Source organism: Aurantiacibacter gangjinensis (genome assembly GCF_001886695.1).
Classification (GTDB): Bacteria; Pseudomonadota; Alphaproteobacteria; order Sphingomonadales; family Sphingomonadaceae; genus Alteraurantiacibacter; species Alteraurantiacibacter gangjinensis.
The window spans coordinates 2,160,752-2,178,623 of sequence record NZ_CP018097.1; the positions used below are offsets into that span (position 1 = coordinate 2,160,752).

A 17,872-nucleotide genomic window follows, 5' to 3' on the forward strand; every position below is an offset into this window, starting at 1 on the left:
CATTAGCAACCGCTCAATCGTCCCAGCTGACGTCCACACCGAGGCTGTCGATGTTCTTCACGAAATCGGGGTGCGCGCGGCGGATGGGGTCGGCGTCGAGAATGGTGCTTTCCCCATCGATGCTGCTGGCGATCATCAGCATCGCGATGGCGACGCGAATGATATAGGGGCTGGTAACCGTCGCCGGGCGCAGCGTGTCACCGCCGAAGGTGATGAGGCGGTGCGGATCGCATAGCAGCGTATGCGCGCCGAACAGGCTGAGTTCGGTGTGCCATGTCAGGCCGCCTTCATAGACCTTGTTCCAGAACATGGTCTGCCCCTTGGCCTTCACGCCCAGCGCGATAAAGATCGGCAGCAGGTCGGCGGGGATATAGGGCCATGGCGCGGCCTCCACCTTGGTGGTGATGTGACTGGTGAAGTTCTGCTGCACGACCAGCTGGTCGGGCGCGTTGAGCCGGCTCCACCCATCGGCATGTTCCACATGCGCGCCGAACTTCTCGAATGTCCGGTCGATCAGCATGAAATCCTCGGGGCGCGTATTGCGCACCGAAATATCTCCGCCGGTTACTGCGGCGAGCGCCAGGAAGGTGGCGATCTCGTGGAAATCCTCGACGAAAGTGTAATCGACAGAGGTGAACTCCTCGCACCCCTCGACCGACACCATGGAGGTGCCCTTGCCCTTGATGCGCGCCCCCATCTTTTCGAGGAAGGTGCACATTTCCTGCACATGCGGCTCGCAAGCGGCGTTCACAATCTGGCTGGAGCCATTGGCGGTCAGCGCGCTGATGATGAAGTTCTCGGTCGTGGTGACGGAGGCATATTCCAGCCACATGCGCGCGCCATCGCCGCGCTGCTTCTTGCGGAAGACGATATCCTTGCCTTCGTAGGACACAGTCGCGCCGAAGGCTTCAAATACCTTCACATGCGGGTCGATCTCGCGCGCGCCAAGCGTGCAGCCCTTTACCTCATGCTCCAGCCGCGCTTCGCCGAGCCTTGCCAGCAGGCCCGGAATCATCATGATGGAAGCACGCATGGCTTGCGGCAGCGTCGCCTTGGCGGAAGGCGAGATGGTCGAATGGTCGATGCGCAGGGTCTTGCCCTGCTTGTCCCATTCCACCGTGCTGCCCAGCTCGCCGAAAAAGGCGTGGATGCGCTGGACGTCGGTAATTTCCGGCACGTTGCGCAGCATGATCGGCGCGTCGCTCAGCAGAGTCGCGCACAGCACCGGCAGCACTGCGTTCTTGTTGGCCGAGGGGTCGATCTTGCCCTGGAGCTTTTGCCCGCCCCGCACATACAAAGCCGTCATTCGTAATCCTTATCCATTGCTCCGGACGGGTCGCCTCAGGCGAAGCCCATCAGGCTGAGCACTTCCTTGCGGCTGCGCGCATCCTCGCGGAAGCAGCCGGTCACCCTGCTGGTGGTCATAGAGACCCCCGGCGTGCGAACGCCGCGCGCGGTCATGCAGGCATGGCTCGCCTCGATCACCACCGCAACGCCGCGCGGCTCCAGATGATCCTCGATGCATTGCGCGACTTCCGCCGTCAGCCGTTCCTGTATCTGCAAGCGGCGCGCAAAGCCGTGCAGCACCCTTGCCAGCTTGGAAATGCCGACAACGCGGTTCGTTGGCAGGTAGGCGATATGTGCCTTACCGATGATGGGCGCCATGTGGTGCTCGCAATGACTCTGGAACGGGATGTCCTTCAGCAGCACGATCTCGTCATAGCCGCCCACTTCCTCGAACACGCGGCTGAGGTGGATCGCGGGATCTTCCTCGTAACCGATGCAATATTCTTTCCACGCGCGCGCGACGCGGGCGGGTGTGTCGAGCAGCCCCTCGCGTTCCGGATCGTCGCCCGCCCAGCGGATCAGCGTGCGGATGGCATCCTGCACATCGTCGGGCACCGGCGGCTTGCCGCGCGGATCGTCTTCATCTGGGCCTTCAAGGCTGCTCATATCAATGTCCGTTCTTGCGGCGTAGCCGGTTGCGTGCCCGCGCCAATAGGCTGCCATCGCGGAAAAGGCCATGGCGCGGCAGGCGGATCTCGAAAAGGTCTTCCGGCTCCTCCGGATCGAAGGTCTGGCGGTCCGCGAGTTCGTCCAGCAAGCCCTTGGGCAGTTCCGGATGGAAGGGGCGCAAATGCCGGTGCGCCTTGTCACCGGCAGCCTCGATCAGAGCTGCCATCGAGCCATGCCGCTCGAGCAAATCGGGCACCGCGTCTTCACGGATGCCCAGATGCTCCGCCAGCAGCGAATGGCGCAGAGCAGTGATCGCGGCCCCTGCATCGCTGTTCGCGGGGCGCGACGTGTCGATGAACACATCGCACTCGCTATCCAGCCCCATGGACCGATTGTTCATATTGGCAGAGCCGATGCGCAAAACCTTGTCGTCAACGATCATCAGCTTGGCATGGACATAGATCGGCATGTCCTTGGCGTAGGGCACATAGATGTGGAAGCGGTCATGCTTGTCCATCTCTTCCAGCGCAGCCACCAGCTTCGCACGAGCGGGCGACATCGCCTGCTCTTCAATCCAGCCCTCTGCCGTTTTCGGACATATAATTACGATTTCGGGGGGATCGGCTTCATCGAGACGCCTAGCGATCGCTTCGCTGATGGTGCGCGAGGTAAAATACTGGTTCTCGGCATAGATAAAATGCTTCGCTTCGGCGATCTGCTTGAGGAACAGCTCTTCGATCTCATCGACCTTCGCCAGTTCGTCATGCTTCGCTCGCGTGCGCGCGATACCGATCTCGACATTCTCGAAATGCGGTTCCAGCCCATCGGGCCAGGTGCTGCCTTCGTCCAGTGTCGGAGCGGACAACACCCCGCCACCGGCATGCAGCCAGCGATGCCGGCCCAGCTTCTCCAACGCGCCGGCGACATCGCCTTCCATCATCATGGTGACATCATGCCACGGCTCGTACGGCGCGCCGCTCGGCTGCTTGCGGCGATGGTCGTTTGCCTTGTGCTCGCGCGTGTCCCAACGGCGTGTCGTCATGTCGATCCCGCCGCACACTGCGAAATCATCGTCTATGACGACGATCTTCTGGTGATGCGAGCAACCGATCGGATGATTTGTGTCGAATTTGAAATCGATGCGGCGGTGCGGCCACCAGCGCGCAAGGTCCAGCATCATGGAGCCACGCCCCAGGAATTTCAGGACGCCATAGCTCCATTTGAGAATACGAATTTCTAGATCGGGCCGGTGATTGCTGAGCCAGACGATAAAGCTGCCCAGACGCGAGGGGTATTCGCGCTTCCAGCCTTTCTGCCACCAGCGCCGCCCGCGCGAGAGGTGGATGCGCGTGTCGAAATCCCACCCGATCAGCAGGATGCGCTGCTTGGCTTTCAGCATCGCCTGCTGGATGAGGTCGAAATAATCCTCCCCGTCCACTACCACACGCACGCGCCTGGCGTGGGCATATTGCCACACGCCCGGCTCAGCGGAAGCGTCGTCGAAACCTTCGACTTGTTTGTCGGTGTTGCTCAAACGCTCCCTCTGGCGTTTGCGAGGGAAATTACTCCTTCGCGTCTTCCATCTTTTCCGGTGTGATCTCGGCGTCGGCCTTCTCGGCCTTCTTCCGCTTGTCGAACACAGAGCGCATGTGCTCGCGATCTTCTTCGGTCAAGAGCTTCTCGAAATCGGGGAAGTGATCTTCCTCTTCTTCGTTGATGTGGTGGCGATATTCGTGATCGAGCTTCTTGAACTTTTCCAACCATGCCGAAGATGACATGTCGGTTGCGGCAAGATCGTTCAGCATCTCGTTCAGCTCATGATGCTCTGCGACGGAGTGACGGGTCATGTCGGTCGCCTTGGGCTTGCGCAGCATGGTCGAATACAGTGCCTGCTCTTCGGCGGCGGCATGGCTCTTCACATCCAGCGTGAACTTCTCGAACAGCTCCTGCCGCTCTTCGCTGTCGCCGCTGGTTTCGGCCAGCTTGTCGAGGATTTCGCGGTGATCTTCGTGGTCTTCTTTTAGGCGGGCAAAAATGTCGTCGGACATGGGTGGGGACTCCTGTGGTTCCTTTGCAAGATCAACAGGTGCGCGGGCCGCTTGTTCCGAGACTGGGACAAAGGGGGTGGTGAAGTGAGGCGACTGCGCGGTGACGTGCGGTTCTATAAAGCGCCAGGAAGGATTGGCCGCCGCCGCTTCGCGGCTCTGGCCCTCTCCGGCGCTTCGCGCCTCCGAGTCCGACGTTCGCCCCTTCATACTGCCACACCAAAAAAGCCCACCCTCTTGCGAGGATGGGCTTTTTTGGCGCGCCAGGAAGGATTCGAACCTCCGGCCGCCTGATTCGTAGTCAGGTACTCTATCCAGCTGAGCTACTGGCGCGTTGGAGGGCGGCAAATAGGCAGCTAGCGGCAGCTTGGCAAGCCCCTAATCCGTGAAGGCAACCAATAGTTGCCGGTCCATCGGCGCGAGCGGCAAGCGCTCCGCTTCGGCGGGCATGAACCACCCGGTGCGCTGTCCGTCTTGCGGGCTCACGGTGCTGCCATCATGCTGCGCAGTGTAAAGATTGAGGACAATCGCGGGATCGCACCCCTCTTCAGCAAATGCCACGGGTCGCAACACCGCCTCGTCCAGCGTCAGCGCCAGTTCCTCGCCGATCTCGCGAACCAGCGCCGCCCTAGGGCTTTCGCCCGTTTCCACCTTGCCGCCGGGGAATTCCCACAATCCGGCATGGGGCTTACCCGTGGGCCGTTCCTGCAGGAAAAGCCGCCCTTCCCCGTCCCGCAAAGCGACCGCGACGACCAGCAGCCATGTCGGAATTTTTTTCACTTTCTCGGCCCTCCGAAAGGATTTGTTAGGCTTTGGCTGCAAAATCCCAAGCTGTCGCAAACGAACCAAAGGGACCAAGCGGTGTTTTTGAAAGAATTCTACAAAAAGCTGCTGGACGACACCTCGGGGGCAACCGCGATTGAGTACGGCCTGATCCTGGCGATGATTTGCATCGCGATGATCGTGGCCATGCAGGGCTTTGCCAATGCTGCCATCGGACTCTGGGACTACGTAGATTCCAATGTGGATACGGCAACGTCAAATCAAGGAGCTTAGGAATTTAGAAACTTCTGCTCCTTAAACAGCAGATTGCTCGATCGGCGGACCCGGTTGAGCCGGGTACCGAAGATTGAAACCAGGAGACTATCAATGACCTTCTTCAAGAACATGATCCGTGACGAGCAGGGCGCTACCGCCATCGAGTATGGCCTGATCGCCGCTCTGATCGCTGTTGCTGCCATCACCGCCATGGGCCAGCTGGGCAACCAGCTCTCCGAAACGTTCGGCAACGTCCAGTCGGAACTCGACGACGCTAACCCGAACAACGCCTAATTTTTAGGTAGTTCGCTGAATTGGGGCGGTAGGGAAACCTGCCGCCCCTTTTCTTTGCCCGCTCTCCGCGTGGCAGGCAGACAAACGAAAGGCGGGCCGACAGCGATGTCGGCCCGCCTTACGGTTTTGCAATTGCCGCCTTAATTGGAGCGGACGACGATCTTATATTGCTGGCCCGGCACCACCCGGTCGCCCGATCCCAGCCCATTGAGAACGCGAAATCGCGCTTCCTGCCCGTTATCGTAGGCCATCCGGCGCGCCATGGTCGCCACTGTGTCGCTGCGACCCGCCGTCACAATGTCGATCCGGCGCGGTACCACACTGCCAGCTTCCGCCGCGCTGATCGGGCGGAAGGACTGATAGAGCGAGTTGAAATTACCGGCCTGCCCCGCAGGCGTGATGGCCTGGAAGTGATAGGCCCGGTCATTGGCGAATTCATACGCAAACACCGTCACGTCCACCTGTTGCTGCCCATTGTTCACGCGCGCGGTGCCGTAGGCGGCGGGGAGGCCGTTCACGGTGGTGCGCTGGATGCTTTGCGGGCGGATCTGCTGTTGATCACCGCCGATGGCGTTGAAAACATTCTGCACATAGGCGCCCAGATCGCCATTGTACTGGCCCAGCGTCAGCTGTGCACGGCCACTATCGCCGTTGATGGACACAGCGCGCGTTCCGTTCACCATGTAGGTGCCCTGCGGCGCGGTGAAGGTGAAGCGCAGAATCGGGTGGATGAACTGCCGGCCCTCGATGACGCCCTGCTCCGGATCGTCGCCATAGATCATGCCGTCGATACGCTGGAGGAAGGTTTCGCGATTGAGGCGTCCTGTGCCGCCTGCGGCCAATTGCTGCGCATTGCGCACACGGCTGGCGGGATCGGGGTGCGTCGATGCCCATTCGGGGATCGTTGCATTCTGCCTGCCCTGTAGCTGCGCATCGAGCTGGTTCTGCGCGGCAAGGCTGGCGAGCAACGTCGCCATGGCGTTCGGGTCATAGCCCGCCCGGTTGAGATATTGCACGCCAAGCTGGTCGGCCTCCAATTCCTGGCTGCGGGAATAGGACAGCGTCAGCGCCTGCGCGCCCTGCTGGCTCAGCTGCGCCAGTTCGGGGCTGCCGAGTACCGCACCACCGATGATCGTGCCGAGCAGGCCAAGCAGCTGGTTGCGCTGTGCAGCCTGCTGGCGGCGGGCCGAGTGACGCGCCGCGACGTGGCCGACTTCGTGGCCAAGCACAGCTGCGAGCTCAGCCTCGTTATTCATGAGGTTCACCAGCTGGCGCGTCGCATAGACATAGCCGCCGGGCACGGCGAAGGCATTGTTCACGCTGGAATTCAGCAGCGTCACCTCGAAAGCGTCCGGCCGCGACGCGAGACCCGATTGCAGCGCGATGTTGGAGCCGACCTGCTCGACATAGCGTGCGTACGGTCCAGTCATTTCACCGCCGAATTCAGCGACGAACTGCTCATGATATTGCGCGCCGACCTGCTGTTCTTCGGCCGTGATGGGCGAACCCGGCGCGACATTCGCACCCGGGATGCTGGCGCAGGCGCCCAGCGCCAGCGACGCTGCCCCTGCAAGCGCGGCGGCGGAAAATTTGCGTGCGAATGTCCTTGGCATGAGGTTTCCTCCAACCTTCTCGCGTCGCTTTGCTGCGACGCGTCCTTGGACAAGAGAACCTTGATCCTGTTGCGATGTTCCCGCTGCGCGCGTGGCGTTTAGCGGCTAAGCCCCTGCCCGATGGCGAGAAAACGGTCCTCGCGCTTGCGGCGAAGGGCGTCGCCATCGATCCCGCTCAGCGCATCCAGCTCCTCGCCAATGGCAGCGGCGAGGTTGTCCACGGCTGCTGCCGGATCTCGGTGCGCCCCGCCCACAGGCTCGGGCACGATGCGGTCGATCACGCCGAGCTTCGCCAAATCCTGCGCCGTCATCTTCATGGCTTCGGCTGCCTGTGGGGCCTTTTCCGCCGTGCGCCAGAGGATGGACGCGCAGCCTTCAGGCGAAATCACGGAATAGACGGCATGCTCGAACATCAGCACGCGCTCGGCGGATGCCAGCGCCACCGCGCCGCCCGATCCGCCTTCGCCCACGATTGCCGCCACCAGAGGCACGCCGAGCGCAAGGCAGGCTTCGGTAGAACGCGCGATGGCTTCCGCCTGGCCGCGCTCTTCGGCCTCGATTCCGGGAAATGCGCCTGAAGTGTCGACCAGCGTGACCACCGGCAGGCCGAAGCGGTCGGCCAGTTCCATCAGGCGGATCGCCTTGCGATAGCCCTCAGGCTTGCCCATGCCGAAATTGTGCCGGATACGGCTTTCGGTGTCGTTGCCCTTTTCATGGCCGATCACCACCACCTTGCGGTCGCCGAGGCGCGCAAGACCACCCATGATTGCCTCGTCATCGCCATAGGCACGATCACCGCCCAGCGGCATGAAATCGCTGAAGCCTTGCGCAATATAGTCGCGAAAATGCGGGCGCGCCGGATGCCGGGCAACTTGCGTTTTCTGCCACGGCGACAGGTCCGCATAGGTATCGGCAAGCAGCTTCGCGCTTTTCAGCTCAAGGCGCTGCAATTCGTTGGAAATATCGACATCGCCGTCGTCGCCCGCCGCATTGCGCAGTTCGGAAATCTTGGCTTCAAGCTCGGCGACCGGCTTCTCGAATTCGAGGTAGGAAATCATTGCGCCCCGCTACTCTGCCGCACGCCCGCCCGCAAGGGGATGCCGCTCATTCACCAATGCTACGAGCCGGGCCGAATCGACATGGGTGTAGATTTGCGTGGTGGCAATGTCGGCATGGCCCAGCAGGGTTTGCAATATGCGCAGATCCGCCCCGCCCTCCAGCAGATGCGTGGCGAATGCGTGACGCAGCACATGCGGGCTGACCTTTGCCGGATCGAGATCGGCGCGCGCGGCCAGCTCTTTCAGCATCTGGTAAAGCCGCACGCGGCTGAGATGCTTTCCGCGTGAAGGAAAAAGAAACGGCGAGCCTTCCTCGCGCAGCGGCATCCATGCAGTGATCGCAGTCTGCGCGCGGCGCGATACCGGCACCATGCGCTGCTGCCCGCCCTTCCCCGTGATGGTGAGAAACGGCGCGTCGCGCGGCACTGCGGCGACGGGTAGCGAGACAAGTTCGGTGGCCCGCAGCCCCGATCCGTAAAGCAGTTCCAGCAAAGCAAGCATACGGACAGGCGCGGGTTTGCCGCCTTCCGCCTCGGTTTCCGCCTGTGTCAGCAGGCGCTCTACCTCCTCATGCGAGAGAATTTTGGGAAGCGGACGGCGGGCCTGCGGGCGCGGCAGCGCGCTGGACGGATCGTCATCCCGAACACCCTCATCGATGCAGAAGCCGTAGAATTGGCGTAGGGCCGACACTTTGCGGGCCACCGTGGATGGCGCAAGGTCGGCCCAGGCGCGAGTCAGGGCCGACAAGGAATCGCGCGATGCAGTGCCTAGATCGCCGACCGTTTCGGCTGCGCCCTCCAGATCGCGGCGATAGGCGGCCAGCGTATTCGCCGCCGCGCCCCGCTCTGCGGCGAGCATGGCGAGAAAGCTTTCGATCATCGCGGCCATGGAACGGTCAGCCGCGGGCCACGGCCTCCGCCGCGATCATGCGCGCTTCGGCGGAAAGACCTGCCTGGTCGAGCGCGCGGGTGATGAAATAGAGGTGGCGCGGGGTCATTTGGTCCCAGCTGGTGCCTTGCATTCCGAGGCCTGCAAGAATGGAGACAAGCGCGGGATTGCCAAGTTCTCCAGCACGGCTGATTTTCTCGCTCCACGCACTGGAACGCGTGAGGTTTACGCCGACGCGATCGGTGAAGTCGGACAGGTCGCCGCTATCGATGCGGCCCAGCCCGGCAAGACCAGCCAGCAGGAAAGCGGATTTACGCATATCCGCGCTGTCGTCACTGTCGAGATAGCTGTCGACAGCACCGCGCGACACATTGCCGCTGCGATCCGGCTGGGCGAGCGCCAGCAGCGCCCAACCCTGCGAGCCTTCGGGCACGGTCGCGCCCCAGCGAAGCGCGTTGCGGTCCAGGCCCGCCGCCAGCATGGAGGCGATGAACGTGCCCGCATCGTCTGCCAGCGCCTCGTTCACCGGCAGGCGCGCTGCGGCATAGGCGGTCAACACCAGGCGACCGTAATCGGCATTCTCGCCCCACAAGCTTCGCATGGCGGCGACGCGATCGGCCACGGTGTTGGCGACATAGGCCTCGCGCAGTTGGGCGGGCAGCTGCTTGTCGGCGGCATCGTAACGGTCGCTTGCCCAAAGCTGCGAATACAGGTCCACCATGGCGGCGGACGAAATTACCCCGCGCGCGGCGGCGGTATCGGCGTTCTGCACGCGTTGCAGCAGCGGGGTGGCGGGGATCAGGACATCGGAAACGCGGTAGCTGGATGGCAGATCATCACCCAGCGCTTCCGGCAGGTCCTCACCCACGGCGCGGGCCAGCGAGTAGCGCCATGGCGTCAACTCGTCGACCCCTTCCCATTCGATATTGACCGCGCGGCCGCCGGTGCCTGCTGCGCCGGCAAAACGCTGGGCAAGGCGCACGTCAATTTCTTCTGCAACGCCGGTGCCCAAGGCCCGGTCGAGACGGCGATTGGCGCTGCGGCTTTCGCCCAGATAGGCCGAGCAGACCGCTTGCAGCATTTCCCACTCGCCATCGTCGCGCAGATCGCTTTGCAGGCGGGCTACTGGGCACATACCCAATAGGTCTCCGCTGCCGAGATAGGCGTCGAACGCCGCCCCGGCGAGCGCGGAATTGTATTCCGAACCGTCGACATCCTGCACCAGCGAACGCGCGACGACCGGCTCGCCCATATTGGCGAGCGCCTGCGCGCGAAGGGCCGCAAATTCAACCGGGTTCAGGCCCCGCGGTGCGTCGAGCCGACTGGCGAGCGCGCGGCGCATAAGGATGTGCCCCCAGCGCGACACGAGCGGCCCGTCGCTCGCCTGGAGCGCCGCGCGCACCAGCGCCGCCGGTTGGCCGGCCAGCGATGCAACCGGGAAGCCGCCTTCCTCTTGGGAAATGACGCCGACCTGCTCCACCGCGCGGCGCGCGCCTTCGGGAATGTCGAAGCGCGGGCGCAGGCCGAAGAGATCGTTGATTTCATCACCTTCCATCGCTTCCAATTCGCGCAGCGAGGGAAAATCGGCAGGCAGGCGGAAGTCGGACGAGCCGGACGAGCCGCCGCTGCCGCTCGGGGCGGACGGCGCGTTGGGCGCGGACGGCGTTTGCGACGTTGGCGTGCGCGGCTCTGTCGTAGGGCGCGGGGTCGGCTGGGCCGGCGTCGGCGTAGGCGTGGCCTGCGGGGGATCGCGGAATGCGGGCGGCAACAGGTCTTCCGGCCCGCTCGCCCATGCAAGCGAGGACGACAATGCCAGCCCTGCCCCGCCGATCAGCAACAATGCGCGTTTCACGAATAGCTCTCCGGAATCTCCACCGGCTGGGTGATCAGGCGCTGCTCTTCCTGCCCGCCATCATACCATGCGATGCCCGCAAAAACTGCAACGACTGCCACAAGCAGCACGATCAGCCTCTTCCTCAACATCGCGCGGACCCAACCTTTCACAATGCGCTTGCCACGCAACCTTGCCAGCGCGGTTAGCCCATCTATAGGCCATGCGGCAATGACCATTGGCAAGACCCTCCCCGATGACGCGACGATCCGGTCCATCCGCCAGCGGATCGACCGACCCTTGGTGCTGGTGGGCATGATGGGCGTGGGCAAATCGACCGTGGGCCGGAAACTGGCGCAGGCGCTGCAGATGCAGTTTACCGATGCCGATGACGAGGTGGAAAAGGCCGCCAACATGGCCATCCGCGAAATCTTCGAGCAGTTCGGCGAGGACTATTTCCGCGATGGCGAACGGCGCGTGATCGCCCGGCTCATGGACGAAGCGGGCGCGGGCTGCGTGATCGCGACGGGCGGCGGAGCCTTCGTGCAGGAGGAAACGCGCGACCTGATTCTCGAAAACGCCATCGCCATCTGGCTTGATGCCGATATTGAAACGCTCGTGGAGCGCGTGAGCCGAAACGACCGCCGCCCGCTGCTGAGCGATGGCGACCCGCGCACCGTCGTCACCAAGATGCGGAGCGACCGCGAGGCTGCCTATGCCCGCGCGCCGATCCAGGTGGAAAGCAATCGCGGGCCGCACAATGTCGCCGTGGCGCGGATCCTGGAGGCGCTGGACGAATGGCTGGGGTAAATGTCGATCTCGCCGGGCGCAGCTACGGTGTGCTGATCGGTAGCGGGCTGCTGGCGGACGCCGCGAGCCTGAGCGGTGGATTGCTGCGAAAGCCGGTGGTCCCCGTCGTGACGGACACGAATGTTCACGCCGCTTGGGGCGGTGTGCTGGCCGAAAGCTTTGCCAAGGCCGGGCACGAAGCGCGTTTCCTCATCCACGACCCCGGCGAGAGCGCGAAGAGCTGGGCCGGTCTCTCTCGCACGGTCGAGTGGCTGCTGGAGCTTGGCGTCGAGCGCGGTGATAACATCGTCGCGCTGGGCGGCGGCGTGATCGGCGACCTGACGGGCTTTGCCGCCGCCATCCTGAAGCGCGGTTGCGGGTTCATTCAGATTCCCACTACGTTGCTGGCACAGGTCGATAGCTCGGTCGGTGGGAAGACGGCGATCAATGTCGCGGCGGGAAAGAACCTTGTCGGCGCCTTCCACCAGCCCTCGCTAGTGCTCGCCGACCTTGCGACGCTTGGCACCCTGCCCGACCGCGAGATGCGCTGCGGCTATGCCGAGATTATCAAATACGGCATCCTTGGCGATGCGGCGTTTTTCGACTGGTGCGAGGCCAATGGCAGCGCGATGATCGCGCGAGAAGCCGATGCGCTGGAATATGCCGTAACCACCAGCGTCAGAGCGAAAGTGCGCATCGTGGCTGAAGACGAGCGCGAGACGAGCGGTGCACGCGCACTGCTCAATCTGGGCCACACCTTCGGCCACGCGCTCGAAGCCGAGACCGACTATTCGGAGAAGCTGCTGCATGGCGAGGCCGTGGCGCTCGGCATGGTTCTGGCAGCCCGCTATTCGGCCCGGCGCGGGCTGGTCAGCTTGGACGATGCGGCCCGCATCACCGCCGCGATCGATGCTGTCGGCCTGCCCTCGGAGATCGCGGCACTCGGCCTAGACTGCGACGGGCAAACGCTCGCGGCGCACATGCTGCACGACAAGAAGATGGACGCGGGCACCCTGCCCTTCATCCTGCTGCGCGGCATCGGCGATGCCTTTCTCGACCGCGAAGTCGACATGGCCGACATCGCCGCATTCCTGACCGAGCAGCTACAGGCGCATTAGCGGCCCTTGAATGCCGGCGGACGCTTCTCGCGGAACGCCATCACCGCTTCCATGAAATCCTCGGTCGCCCCGGCTTTGGCCTGATTTGCAGCCTCGTCTGCCAGCACGGCATCGAAATCGGCATCCAGCGCATTGGCGACCTGCTTGCGGATCATGCCCAGCGCCTGCGACGGCCCCTGCGCAAGCCGCTTCGCCAGTGCCTGCGCGGTAGGCAAGACGTCCTCGTCATCGACCACGCGGTTCACCAAGCCAAGGCGAAGCCCCTCCTCCGCCGGAATTTCATCGCCCAGCAGCGCCAGTTCCAGCGCCTTCGCGCGGCCCACGGCCTTTGCCACCAGCCATGTGCTGCCGGCATCGGGCACAAGGCCGATGCGCACGAATGCCAGCATCAGGTAGGCGGAACGCGCCATCACCGCGATGTCGGCGGAGAGCGCAAAGCCCATGCCTGCGCCGACAGCCGGTCCGTTGATGGCGGACACGACCGGCACAGGGAGGTCGGCCAAGCGGCGGATCATCGGGTTGTAATAGGTCTCCAGCGGGTTGGAGAGGTCGCGGCCCAGCGCGTCTTCGGGCCCGTCACCGCCTTGCAAGTCGGCACCGGTGCTGAAAGCCTTGCCTGCCCCGGTCAGCACGATGGCGCGCGCGCCATCATCCAGCGCGCGGTCGGTCGCGGCCTGCCATTCCTTGAACAGTGTGGGCGTGAGCGCATTCATCCGGTCGGGCCGGTTCAGCGTCAGCGTGGCGACATTGTCGGCGAAATCGTACAGCACGCGGGTGGTCATAGGTTTCTCCCTTATAACCTGCGCGCCTAGCCGGATTGCGCCCCCGTCAGCAAGCCATGCGTGTTAGCCCGGCGGCGGGACAGGATCGGGCCGAGGGCCATAGGTGCTTTCCATCTTGGATTGCGCTGCCGGATTGCCGACCATCGCGACCGGTGCATCGCCGCATGCTGCGCGAAATTCCATGCGGGACGGGCCGCCGGGCAGGATCGGATTGGGCGCGGCCCATGTGAACATTTCACCCAGCCTGCCCATCGTTTCGCCGGTCATGCGGTTCACGAGGATGAGGTAACCTTCCTCATCCATGTCGATGCCTGTCTCGGCATGGAACCACGCCAGGCTTTCAGTGCCGTCGCCGCCTTCCCGTTGCAGGAAAAAGCAGCCGTCGCGCAGTATGATCCGACCACCATCGGCGGCCTGGTTCTGCAATCCGGTGCGCTGCGTGCTGGCGGGCCAGATACGGATGGCGGTTCGCGCCGCCTCGCTCACGCGCGGTGCGACCAGCGGTGGCGAAAAGCTCCAGCGCAGATGCGGCGGCACGTCCCAATCGTTACGCGCGACAGCCTCGTCGAACTCGTCCGGCGTCATTCGCAAATCGAATCCGGCAATTGCCGAGTTATCGTCCTTCCCTGCAAGGCCATAGCCATCGACGACATCCAGCGCTTCCAAGCGCGACAGCCACAGCTCGCCAATCGCTTTGGCATTCGCGGGCGGTTCGGCATTCGCTGCCCTGCGCAGGGAGCCATGGTCTAGCGGTTCGGGAGCGGGCATGGTTGCATAATCGGGTGCGGGCGCCTCGATCTGCGTGGCGTAATCGCGCTCCGGCATGTCGACAGCTTCGCCTTGCGGACTGCATGCAGCCACTACGGCAAGTGGGGAAAAACGCAAAAGACATCGCATGGCAGCGAATATCCGCGCCGCTTCCTTTACCGCATCAGAACAAGCTCTTCCGCCATGGTCGGGTGGATCGCCGTGGTGGCGTCGAAGTCTTCCTTCGTCAGCCCCGCTTTCACGGCAATCGCCGCGGCCTGCATCATTTCGGGCGCTTCGGGCGCGATCATGTGGATGCCGACGATGCGGCCATTCGCGCCGTCGCACACCATCTTGAACAGGCTCCGCTCATTCCGTCCGGCGACGACATTCTTCATCGCGCGGAAATCGGACTGGTAGACCTTGACGCTGCCCAGCGAATTCTTCGCCTCGCCCTCGGTCATGCCGACGGATGCAATGGGCGGATGGCTGAATACGGCGCTGGGGATGCAGCTATGGTCGACGGCGCACGGGTCGCCATCGCCAAACACGGTATCGGCAAAGGCCTGCCCTTCGCGGATTGCGACGGGGGTGAGCTGCACGCGGTCCGTCACATCGCCCACGGCATAGATGTGGTCGACGCTGCTCTTGCTGAAGCGGTCGACGACCACTTCGCCATTGTCGCCCAGTTCGACGCCGATATCTTCAAGGCCCAAGCCGTCCGTATTGGGCACGCGGCCGATGGCGCACATGACCAAGTCGGCGCGCTCCTCCTCGTGGTTTTCCAGCTTGACGAAATAGCCGCCTTCCTCGCACTCGCGCACATATTCGAAGGTGGTGTTGAAGCGGAACTCGATGCCCTTGGTGATCGAAATTTGCAGAAGCCGGTCGCGCACCGCTTCGTCATAGCCGCGCAGCAATTTGTCGCCGCGATTGACGATGCAGACCTTGCTGCCGAATTCGTTGAAAATGCCGGCGAACTCGTTGGCGATATAGCCGCCGCCTGCGATCACCACCTTCTTGGGTAGCTCGTCGAGATGGAACGCCTCGTTCGACGTGATGATGTGCTCGTGCCCTTCGCAATCGGGCAGGCGCGGCTTTGCGCCGGTGGCGATCAGGATATATTTGGCGGTAACTGTGCTGCCATCTTCCAGCGTGATCTCGTGCGGACCGGTCAGCTTCACGCGCTGCTTGATCACGGTCACATCATGATTTTCCAGCGTATCGGTATAGGCGTTTTCGAGCCGCTTCACATCGTCCAGCACATGATCGCGCAGTTTGATCCAGTCGAAGCTCTTGCCTTCGATGGTCCAGCCAAAGGCCTGGCAATCTTCCAGATCCTCCGCGAATTGCGCGCCGTAGACCAGCATCTTCTTGGGCACGCAGCCCCGGATGACGCAGGTGCCGCCTACGCGGTGTTCCTCGGCAATGGCCACGCGCGCGCCATGCGCGGCGGATACGCGGCTCGCGCGCACGCCGCCGGAGCCTGCACCGATGGTGAAGAGGTCGTAATCATATTTGTCGGACATATGGCGCGGTAATTCCCTGAGTCAGCGAAGGTGAGTGGCTGCATGGCCATTCGCTGGCGCACGGGCAAGGCTTTCAACCCGCCGCGCCGGGATCAGGTTCCTAGCAAGGGCATGTTATCGCGCAGCATTGTCCAGCAGGGTGTGCGTTCGCGCGTAACGATCTGGTCGGCCCCGATACCGGCATTGCGCGCCAGCAGCTGGGTGACTGCTTCGGGGCCCGGCCCCTCACCCTGCCGCAACGCGACAAGCGTTTCGGGCGCCTGCGCCAGGCGCTCGTCGAACAGCAGCGCCACATCCATCGGGTTGAAATCGAAACCGAGAAACAGCAGCCGCCGCGCTTGTGCCAGCCCGCCATTCAGCGCGGCGCGCGCGGCGCGGCTTTCGCTGAACTCTCCGGCGGTGCGGATAGCTTCGGCCACGCCAAACAGCGCCTTGGCATCGTCGTCACCCCAAGAGGCGGCCGGTTCGTCGCCCGCTTGCCAGTCGAGCCGCCCGGCTTTGCCATAAGGCTGCACGATGCGCAGCTTCTCGGTCACGATCGACTGCGCCTCTGTCAAATCCATGCCGAAGGCATTGCGCAGCGCCCATGGCATGTAATGCTGCACGGCGCGGTCGCAGTTGAAGTTCACGATGTGAAGATTGTCTAGACAGCTCTCCGCCTTGGCGCGCGGGACGCCGTCCACCACCAGGCTGGCGAGCTGGAACAGCCAGTTTTCGGACCCGCGCAGCGGCAAGTCGCCCGGATCGCGCGGCTCCTCTTCCATGGGAGAGGTCGCCTCGGCCTGCAATGCGAAGAAGGCCAGCGCCAGCTTGCCGACAGCCTGCACGTGCTGGTCATCGCCCAATTGCTGCAACAGCGCATGCAGCGAGCTGCTGAGCCGCGATCCTGCACGCAGACGCACCGCCGCTTCACGCAGCGCCGCGTCCTTGCCCTTCACCTTTTTGAACAGCGCGTCAAAGGCCTGCATGTCATCGGTCTGAAGGCCGGTGCCCAGCCGCTGGAAATCGAAAGACTGGCCGATCTTGTGCAGGATATCGCGCGCGTCGGGAAACTCCAGTTCCACCGCAGCGCCCGCGCCCACGACAACCGTGGTTTTCGTCCTGATCATACCGCTGTCCAATCCCCGCGCATCGACGTCAACCAGCCGGAACTAGACCTTCGTTGGTTAAGTTTGCGCTACCATCGCGGTTTGCAGTCCGCCTCGCGCTCGACCGATCGCGCCGCGCAAAGTACGCATTTACCAAAGCGATGGCGACGATGGCGACCGCCGCGCCCGCCACGATATCGATCACATAGTGGCCGCCGATCGGTACGGCAGCCAACGCCATGCCGATATTAAGAAGAACGAACGGCCAGCGTAGCAGCCGGAAACGCCACCAACACCAGGACAGCAAGACCGCAGCACATGCGTGGAAGCTGGGAATCGTCACCATCCCGGTCAGATTATCCATACCGATGGAATCGATAGCGCCACTGCGCATCCCTTCGAACTTCGGCAAAAAGTCCCAAGGAAGCGCGACGAGGCTACCGGGCATATCTTCGCGCGAAATACCATAGTGGATGTAGGGGGACTTCGCTGGCAGGAAGTGGAATGGCAGGATGCACCCCGCCATGCCCAGCGCCCAAACGCTGACCAGCCCCTCCATATCGCGCAAGCTTCCGAAGAACAGCACTAGGACCAGAAATGCGAAAGGCTGCCAATTCAAGGAGGCGTAGATATAGCTTAGCGCGGTGTAGAGCCGCGGGTATTCGGGCAGGTTCAATGTGAAGCTGCGCCAATCAAAGAACGGGAACAACGCCTTGTCCAACGCGACAAGCGTATCATCGATATACGCGCCGCCGCCGATGGCCAAGACCGATGCCGCAAGCGCCGCAAAAAGCGAAAGCATGGCAAAGATGCATAGGGTTTCGATCAGGCCCGCCAGCTTCGAACCCGGTGAAAACATGCGGGTACCAAAACCCATCACCCAAACGAAACAGATAAAGGCCAGCGAGGCGTTCAGCGAGGCATCGCCATTCCAACCGCCCGGAAGTATAGTCACACCGTAGGCGACGATGGCGGCAAACACCGCCAGCATGGCCAATGGGATGACAAACGCTTCCTGAAAAGTCGCAGCGACACGGGCATGAATGGGCCGAAGGGAAAAGCGTGATGGCATCGCCTACGCCCTATCCCTCCATGG

General features: G+C 63.0%; 19 protein-coding genes and 1 tRNA gene. 4 read left to right on the top strand and 16 right to left on the bottom strand.

Annotated features, from left to right (window positions below; all coding sequences use genetic code 11):
* Positions 1-13 precede the first annotated feature (13 nt).
* The 6 genes from BMF35_RS10515 to BMF35_RS10540 form a co-directional block, all read right to left on the bottom strand.
* Positions 14-1,306 (bottom strand): UDP-N-acetylglucosamine 1-carboxyvinyltransferase, encoded by a 1,293-nt coding sequence (locus tag BMF35_RS10515; RefSeq protein ID WP_047005900.1) that lies wholly within the window; start codon positions 1,304-1,306, stop codon positions 14-16.
* 35 nt (positions 1,307-1,341) lie between these two features.
* Positions 1,342-1,953: a GTP cyclohydrolase I FolE gene (gene folE / locus BMF35_RS10520; RefSeq protein WP_047005901.1), complete on the bottom strand. Its 612-nt coding sequence runs from the start codon at positions 1,951-1,953 to the stop codon at positions 1,342-1,344.
* Between the two features lies 1 nt (position 1,954).
* Positions 1,955-3,490 carry a phospholipase D-like domain-containing protein gene (locus tag BMF35_RS10525; protein ID WP_047005902.1) on the bottom strand — a complete coding sequence of 512 codons (1,536 nt, stop codon included), beginning with the start codon at positions 3,488-3,490 and terminating at the stop codon, positions 1,955-1,957.
* A gap of 28 nt (positions 3,491-3,518) precedes the next feature.
* The gene (locus BMF35_RS10530; RefSeq protein WP_047005903.1) at positions 3,519-4,004 is read right to left on the bottom strand and encodes a hemerythrin domain-containing protein; all 486 of its coding nucleotides are present in this window, start codon (positions 4,002-4,004) and stop codon (positions 3,519-3,521) included.
* A 253-nt stretch (positions 4,005-4,257) separates the two neighbouring features.
* Positions 4,258-4,334: transfer RNA gene (locus BMF35_RS10535), tRNA-Arg, on the bottom strand.
* Positions 4,335-4,379: 45 nt separating this feature from the next.
* On the bottom strand, positions 4,380-4,781 hold the full coding sequence (locus BMF35_RS10540; protein ID WP_047005904.1) for an NUDIX domain-containing protein: 402 nt from the start codon (positions 4,779-4,781) through the stop codon (positions 4,380-4,382).
* 87 nt (positions 4,782-4,868) lie between these two features.
* Between BMF35_RS10540 and BMF35_RS13885 the strand changes: the two genes are divergently transcribed.
* Entirely contained in the window at positions 4,869-5,057 is a 189-nt protein-coding gene (locus BMF35_RS13885) for a Flp family type IVb pilin (protein ID WP_052765986.1), read from the top strand.
* A 93-nt stretch (positions 5,058-5,150) separates the two neighbouring features.
* A complete protein-coding gene (locus BMF35_RS10550) occupies positions 5,151-5,333 on the top strand; it encodes a Flp family type IVb pilin (RefSeq protein WP_047005905.1) in 183 nt (60 codons plus the stop codon).
* 140 nt (positions 5,334-5,473) lie between these two features.
* On the opposite strand, the gene BMF35_RS10555 is transcribed toward BMF35_RS10550, so the two are convergent.
* The 5 genes from BMF35_RS10555 to BMF35_RS10575 all read right to left on the bottom strand — a co-directional run bounded on the left by BMF35_RS10555 (position 5,474) and on the right by BMF35_RS10575 (position 10,896).
* Positions 5,474-6,946: a M48 family metalloprotease gene (locus BMF35_RS10555; protein ID WP_047005906.1), complete on the bottom strand. Its 1,473-nt coding sequence runs from the start codon at positions 6,944-6,946 to the stop codon at positions 5,474-5,476.
* A gap of 98 nt (positions 6,947-7,044) precedes the next feature.
* Entirely contained in the window at positions 7,045-8,004 is a 960-nt protein-coding gene (locus BMF35_RS10560; RefSeq protein ID WP_047005907.1) for an acetyl-CoA carboxylase carboxyltransferase subunit alpha, read from the bottom strand.
* Between the two features lie 9 nt (positions 8,005-8,013).
* Complete coding sequence (locus BMF35_RS10565; protein ID WP_047005908.1) at positions 8,014-8,892, bottom strand: tyrosine recombinase; 879 nt, start codon at positions 8,890-8,892, stop codon at positions 8,014-8,016.
* A gap of 7 nt (positions 8,893-8,899) precedes the next feature.
* Complete coding sequence (locus BMF35_RS10570; protein ID WP_047005909.1) at positions 8,900-10,744, bottom strand: hypothetical protein; 1,845 nt, start codon at positions 10,742-10,744, stop codon at positions 8,900-8,902.
* The gene (locus tag BMF35_RS10575; protein WP_156172043.1) at positions 10,741-10,896 is read right to left on the bottom strand and encodes a hypothetical protein; all 156 of its coding nucleotides are present in this window, start codon (positions 10,894-10,896) and stop codon (positions 10,741-10,743) included. The genes BMF35_RS10570 and BMF35_RS10575 overlap by 4 nt, the downstream gene beginning before the upstream one ends.
* A gap of 58 nt (positions 10,897-10,954) precedes the next feature.
* On the opposite strand from BMF35_RS10575, the gene BMF35_RS10580 reads away from it, so the two are divergent.
* Together BMF35_RS10580 and aroB are read left to right on the top strand one after the other, a co-directional pair.
* Positions 10,955-11,533 (top strand): shikimate kinase, encoded by a 579-nt coding sequence (locus BMF35_RS10580; RefSeq protein WP_071961208.1) that lies wholly within the window; start codon positions 10,955-10,957, stop codon positions 11,531-11,533.
* A complete protein-coding gene (gene aroB, locus BMF35_RS10585; RefSeq protein ID WP_047005911.1) occupies positions 11,521-12,630 on the top strand; it encodes a 3-dehydroquinate synthase in 1,110 nt (369 codons plus the stop codon). Before BMF35_RS10580 ends, aroB begins: the two co-directional genes overlap by 13 nt.
* Here the strand turns inward: aroB and BMF35_RS10590 are convergent.
* The 5 genes from BMF35_RS10590 to BMF35_RS10610 form a co-directional block, all read right to left on the bottom strand.
* Positions 12,627-13,412: an enoyl-CoA hydratase-related protein gene (locus BMF35_RS10590; protein ID WP_047005912.1), complete on the bottom strand. Its 786-nt coding sequence runs from the start codon at positions 13,410-13,412 to the stop codon at positions 12,627-12,629. The genes aroB and BMF35_RS10590 overlap by 4 nt on opposite strands.
* 63 nt (positions 13,413-13,475) lie before the next feature.
* Complete coding sequence (locus BMF35_RS10595; RefSeq protein ID WP_047005913.1) at positions 13,476-14,273, bottom strand: hypothetical protein; 798 nt, start codon at positions 14,271-14,273, stop codon at positions 13,476-13,478.
* Between the two features lie 62 nt (positions 14,274-14,335).
* Positions 14,336-15,688 (bottom strand): glutathione-disulfide reductase, encoded by a 1,353-nt coding sequence (gorA, locus tag BMF35_RS10600; RefSeq protein WP_047005914.1) that lies wholly within the window; start codon positions 15,686-15,688, stop codon positions 14,336-14,338.
* 92 nt (positions 15,689-15,780) lie between these two features.
* Positions 15,781-16,797: a hypothetical protein gene (locus BMF35_RS10605; RefSeq protein WP_047005915.1), complete on the bottom strand. Its 1,017-nt coding sequence runs from the start codon at positions 16,795-16,797 to the stop codon at positions 15,781-15,783.
* 28 nt (positions 16,798-16,825) lie between these two features.
* Positions 16,826-17,848 carry a phosphatase PAP2 family protein gene (locus BMF35_RS10610; RefSeq protein WP_082115597.1) on the bottom strand — a complete coding sequence of 341 codons (1,023 nt, stop codon included), beginning with the start codon at positions 17,846-17,848 and terminating at the stop codon, positions 16,826-16,828.
* Positions 17,849-17,872 lie beyond the last annotated feature (24 nt).

Coding starts and splice junctions, on each gene's coding strand:
- BMF35_RS10565 (WP_047005908.1), bottom strand. CDS start 8,892: ATGGCCGCGATGATCGAAAGCTTTCTCGCCATGCTCGCCGCAGAGCGG.
- BMF35_RS10610 (WP_082115597.1), bottom strand. CDS start 17,848: ATGCCATCACGCTTTTCCCTTCGGCCCATTCATGCCCGTGTCGCTGCG.
- BMF35_RS10560 (WP_047005907.1), bottom strand. CDS start 8,004: ATGATTTCCTACCTCGAATTCGAGAAGCCGGTCGCCGAGCTTGAAGCC.
- BMF35_RS10605 (WP_047005915.1), bottom strand. CDS start 16,797: ATGATCAGGACGAAAACCACGGTTGTCGTGGGCGCGGGCGCTGCGGTG.
- BMF35_RS10590 (WP_047005912.1), bottom strand. CDS start 13,412: ATGACCACCCGCGTGCTGTACGATTTCGCCGACAATGTCGCCACGCTG.
- BMF35_RS10515 (WP_047005900.1), bottom strand. CDS start 1,306: ATGACGGCTTTGTATGTGCGGGGCGGGCAAAAGCTCCAGGGCAAGATC.
- BMF35_RS10555 (WP_047005906.1), bottom strand. CDS start 6,946: ATGCCAAGGACATTCGCACGCAAATTTTCCGCCGCCGCGCTTGCAGGG.
- BMF35_RS10550 (WP_047005905.1), top strand. CDS start 5,151: ATGACCTTCTTCAAGAACATGATCCGTGACGAGCAGGGCGCTACCGCC.
- folE (WP_047005901.1), bottom strand. CDS start 1,953: ATGAGCAGCCTTGAAGGCCCAGATGAAGACGATCCGCGCGGCAAGCCG.
- BMF35_RS10530 (WP_047005903.1), bottom strand. CDS start 4,004: ATGTCCGACGACATTTTTGCCCGCCTAAAAGAAGACCACGAAGATCAC.
- gorA (WP_047005914.1), bottom strand. CDS start 15,688: ATGTCCGACAAATATGATTACGACCTCTTCACCATCGGTGCAGGCTCC.
- aroB (WP_047005911.1), top strand. CDS start 11,521: ATGGCTGGGGTAAATGTCGATCTCGCCGGGCGCAGCTACGGTGTGCTG.
- BMF35_RS10580 (WP_071961208.1), top strand. CDS start 10,955: ATGACCATTGGCAAGACCCTCCCCGATGACGCGACGATCCGGTCCATC.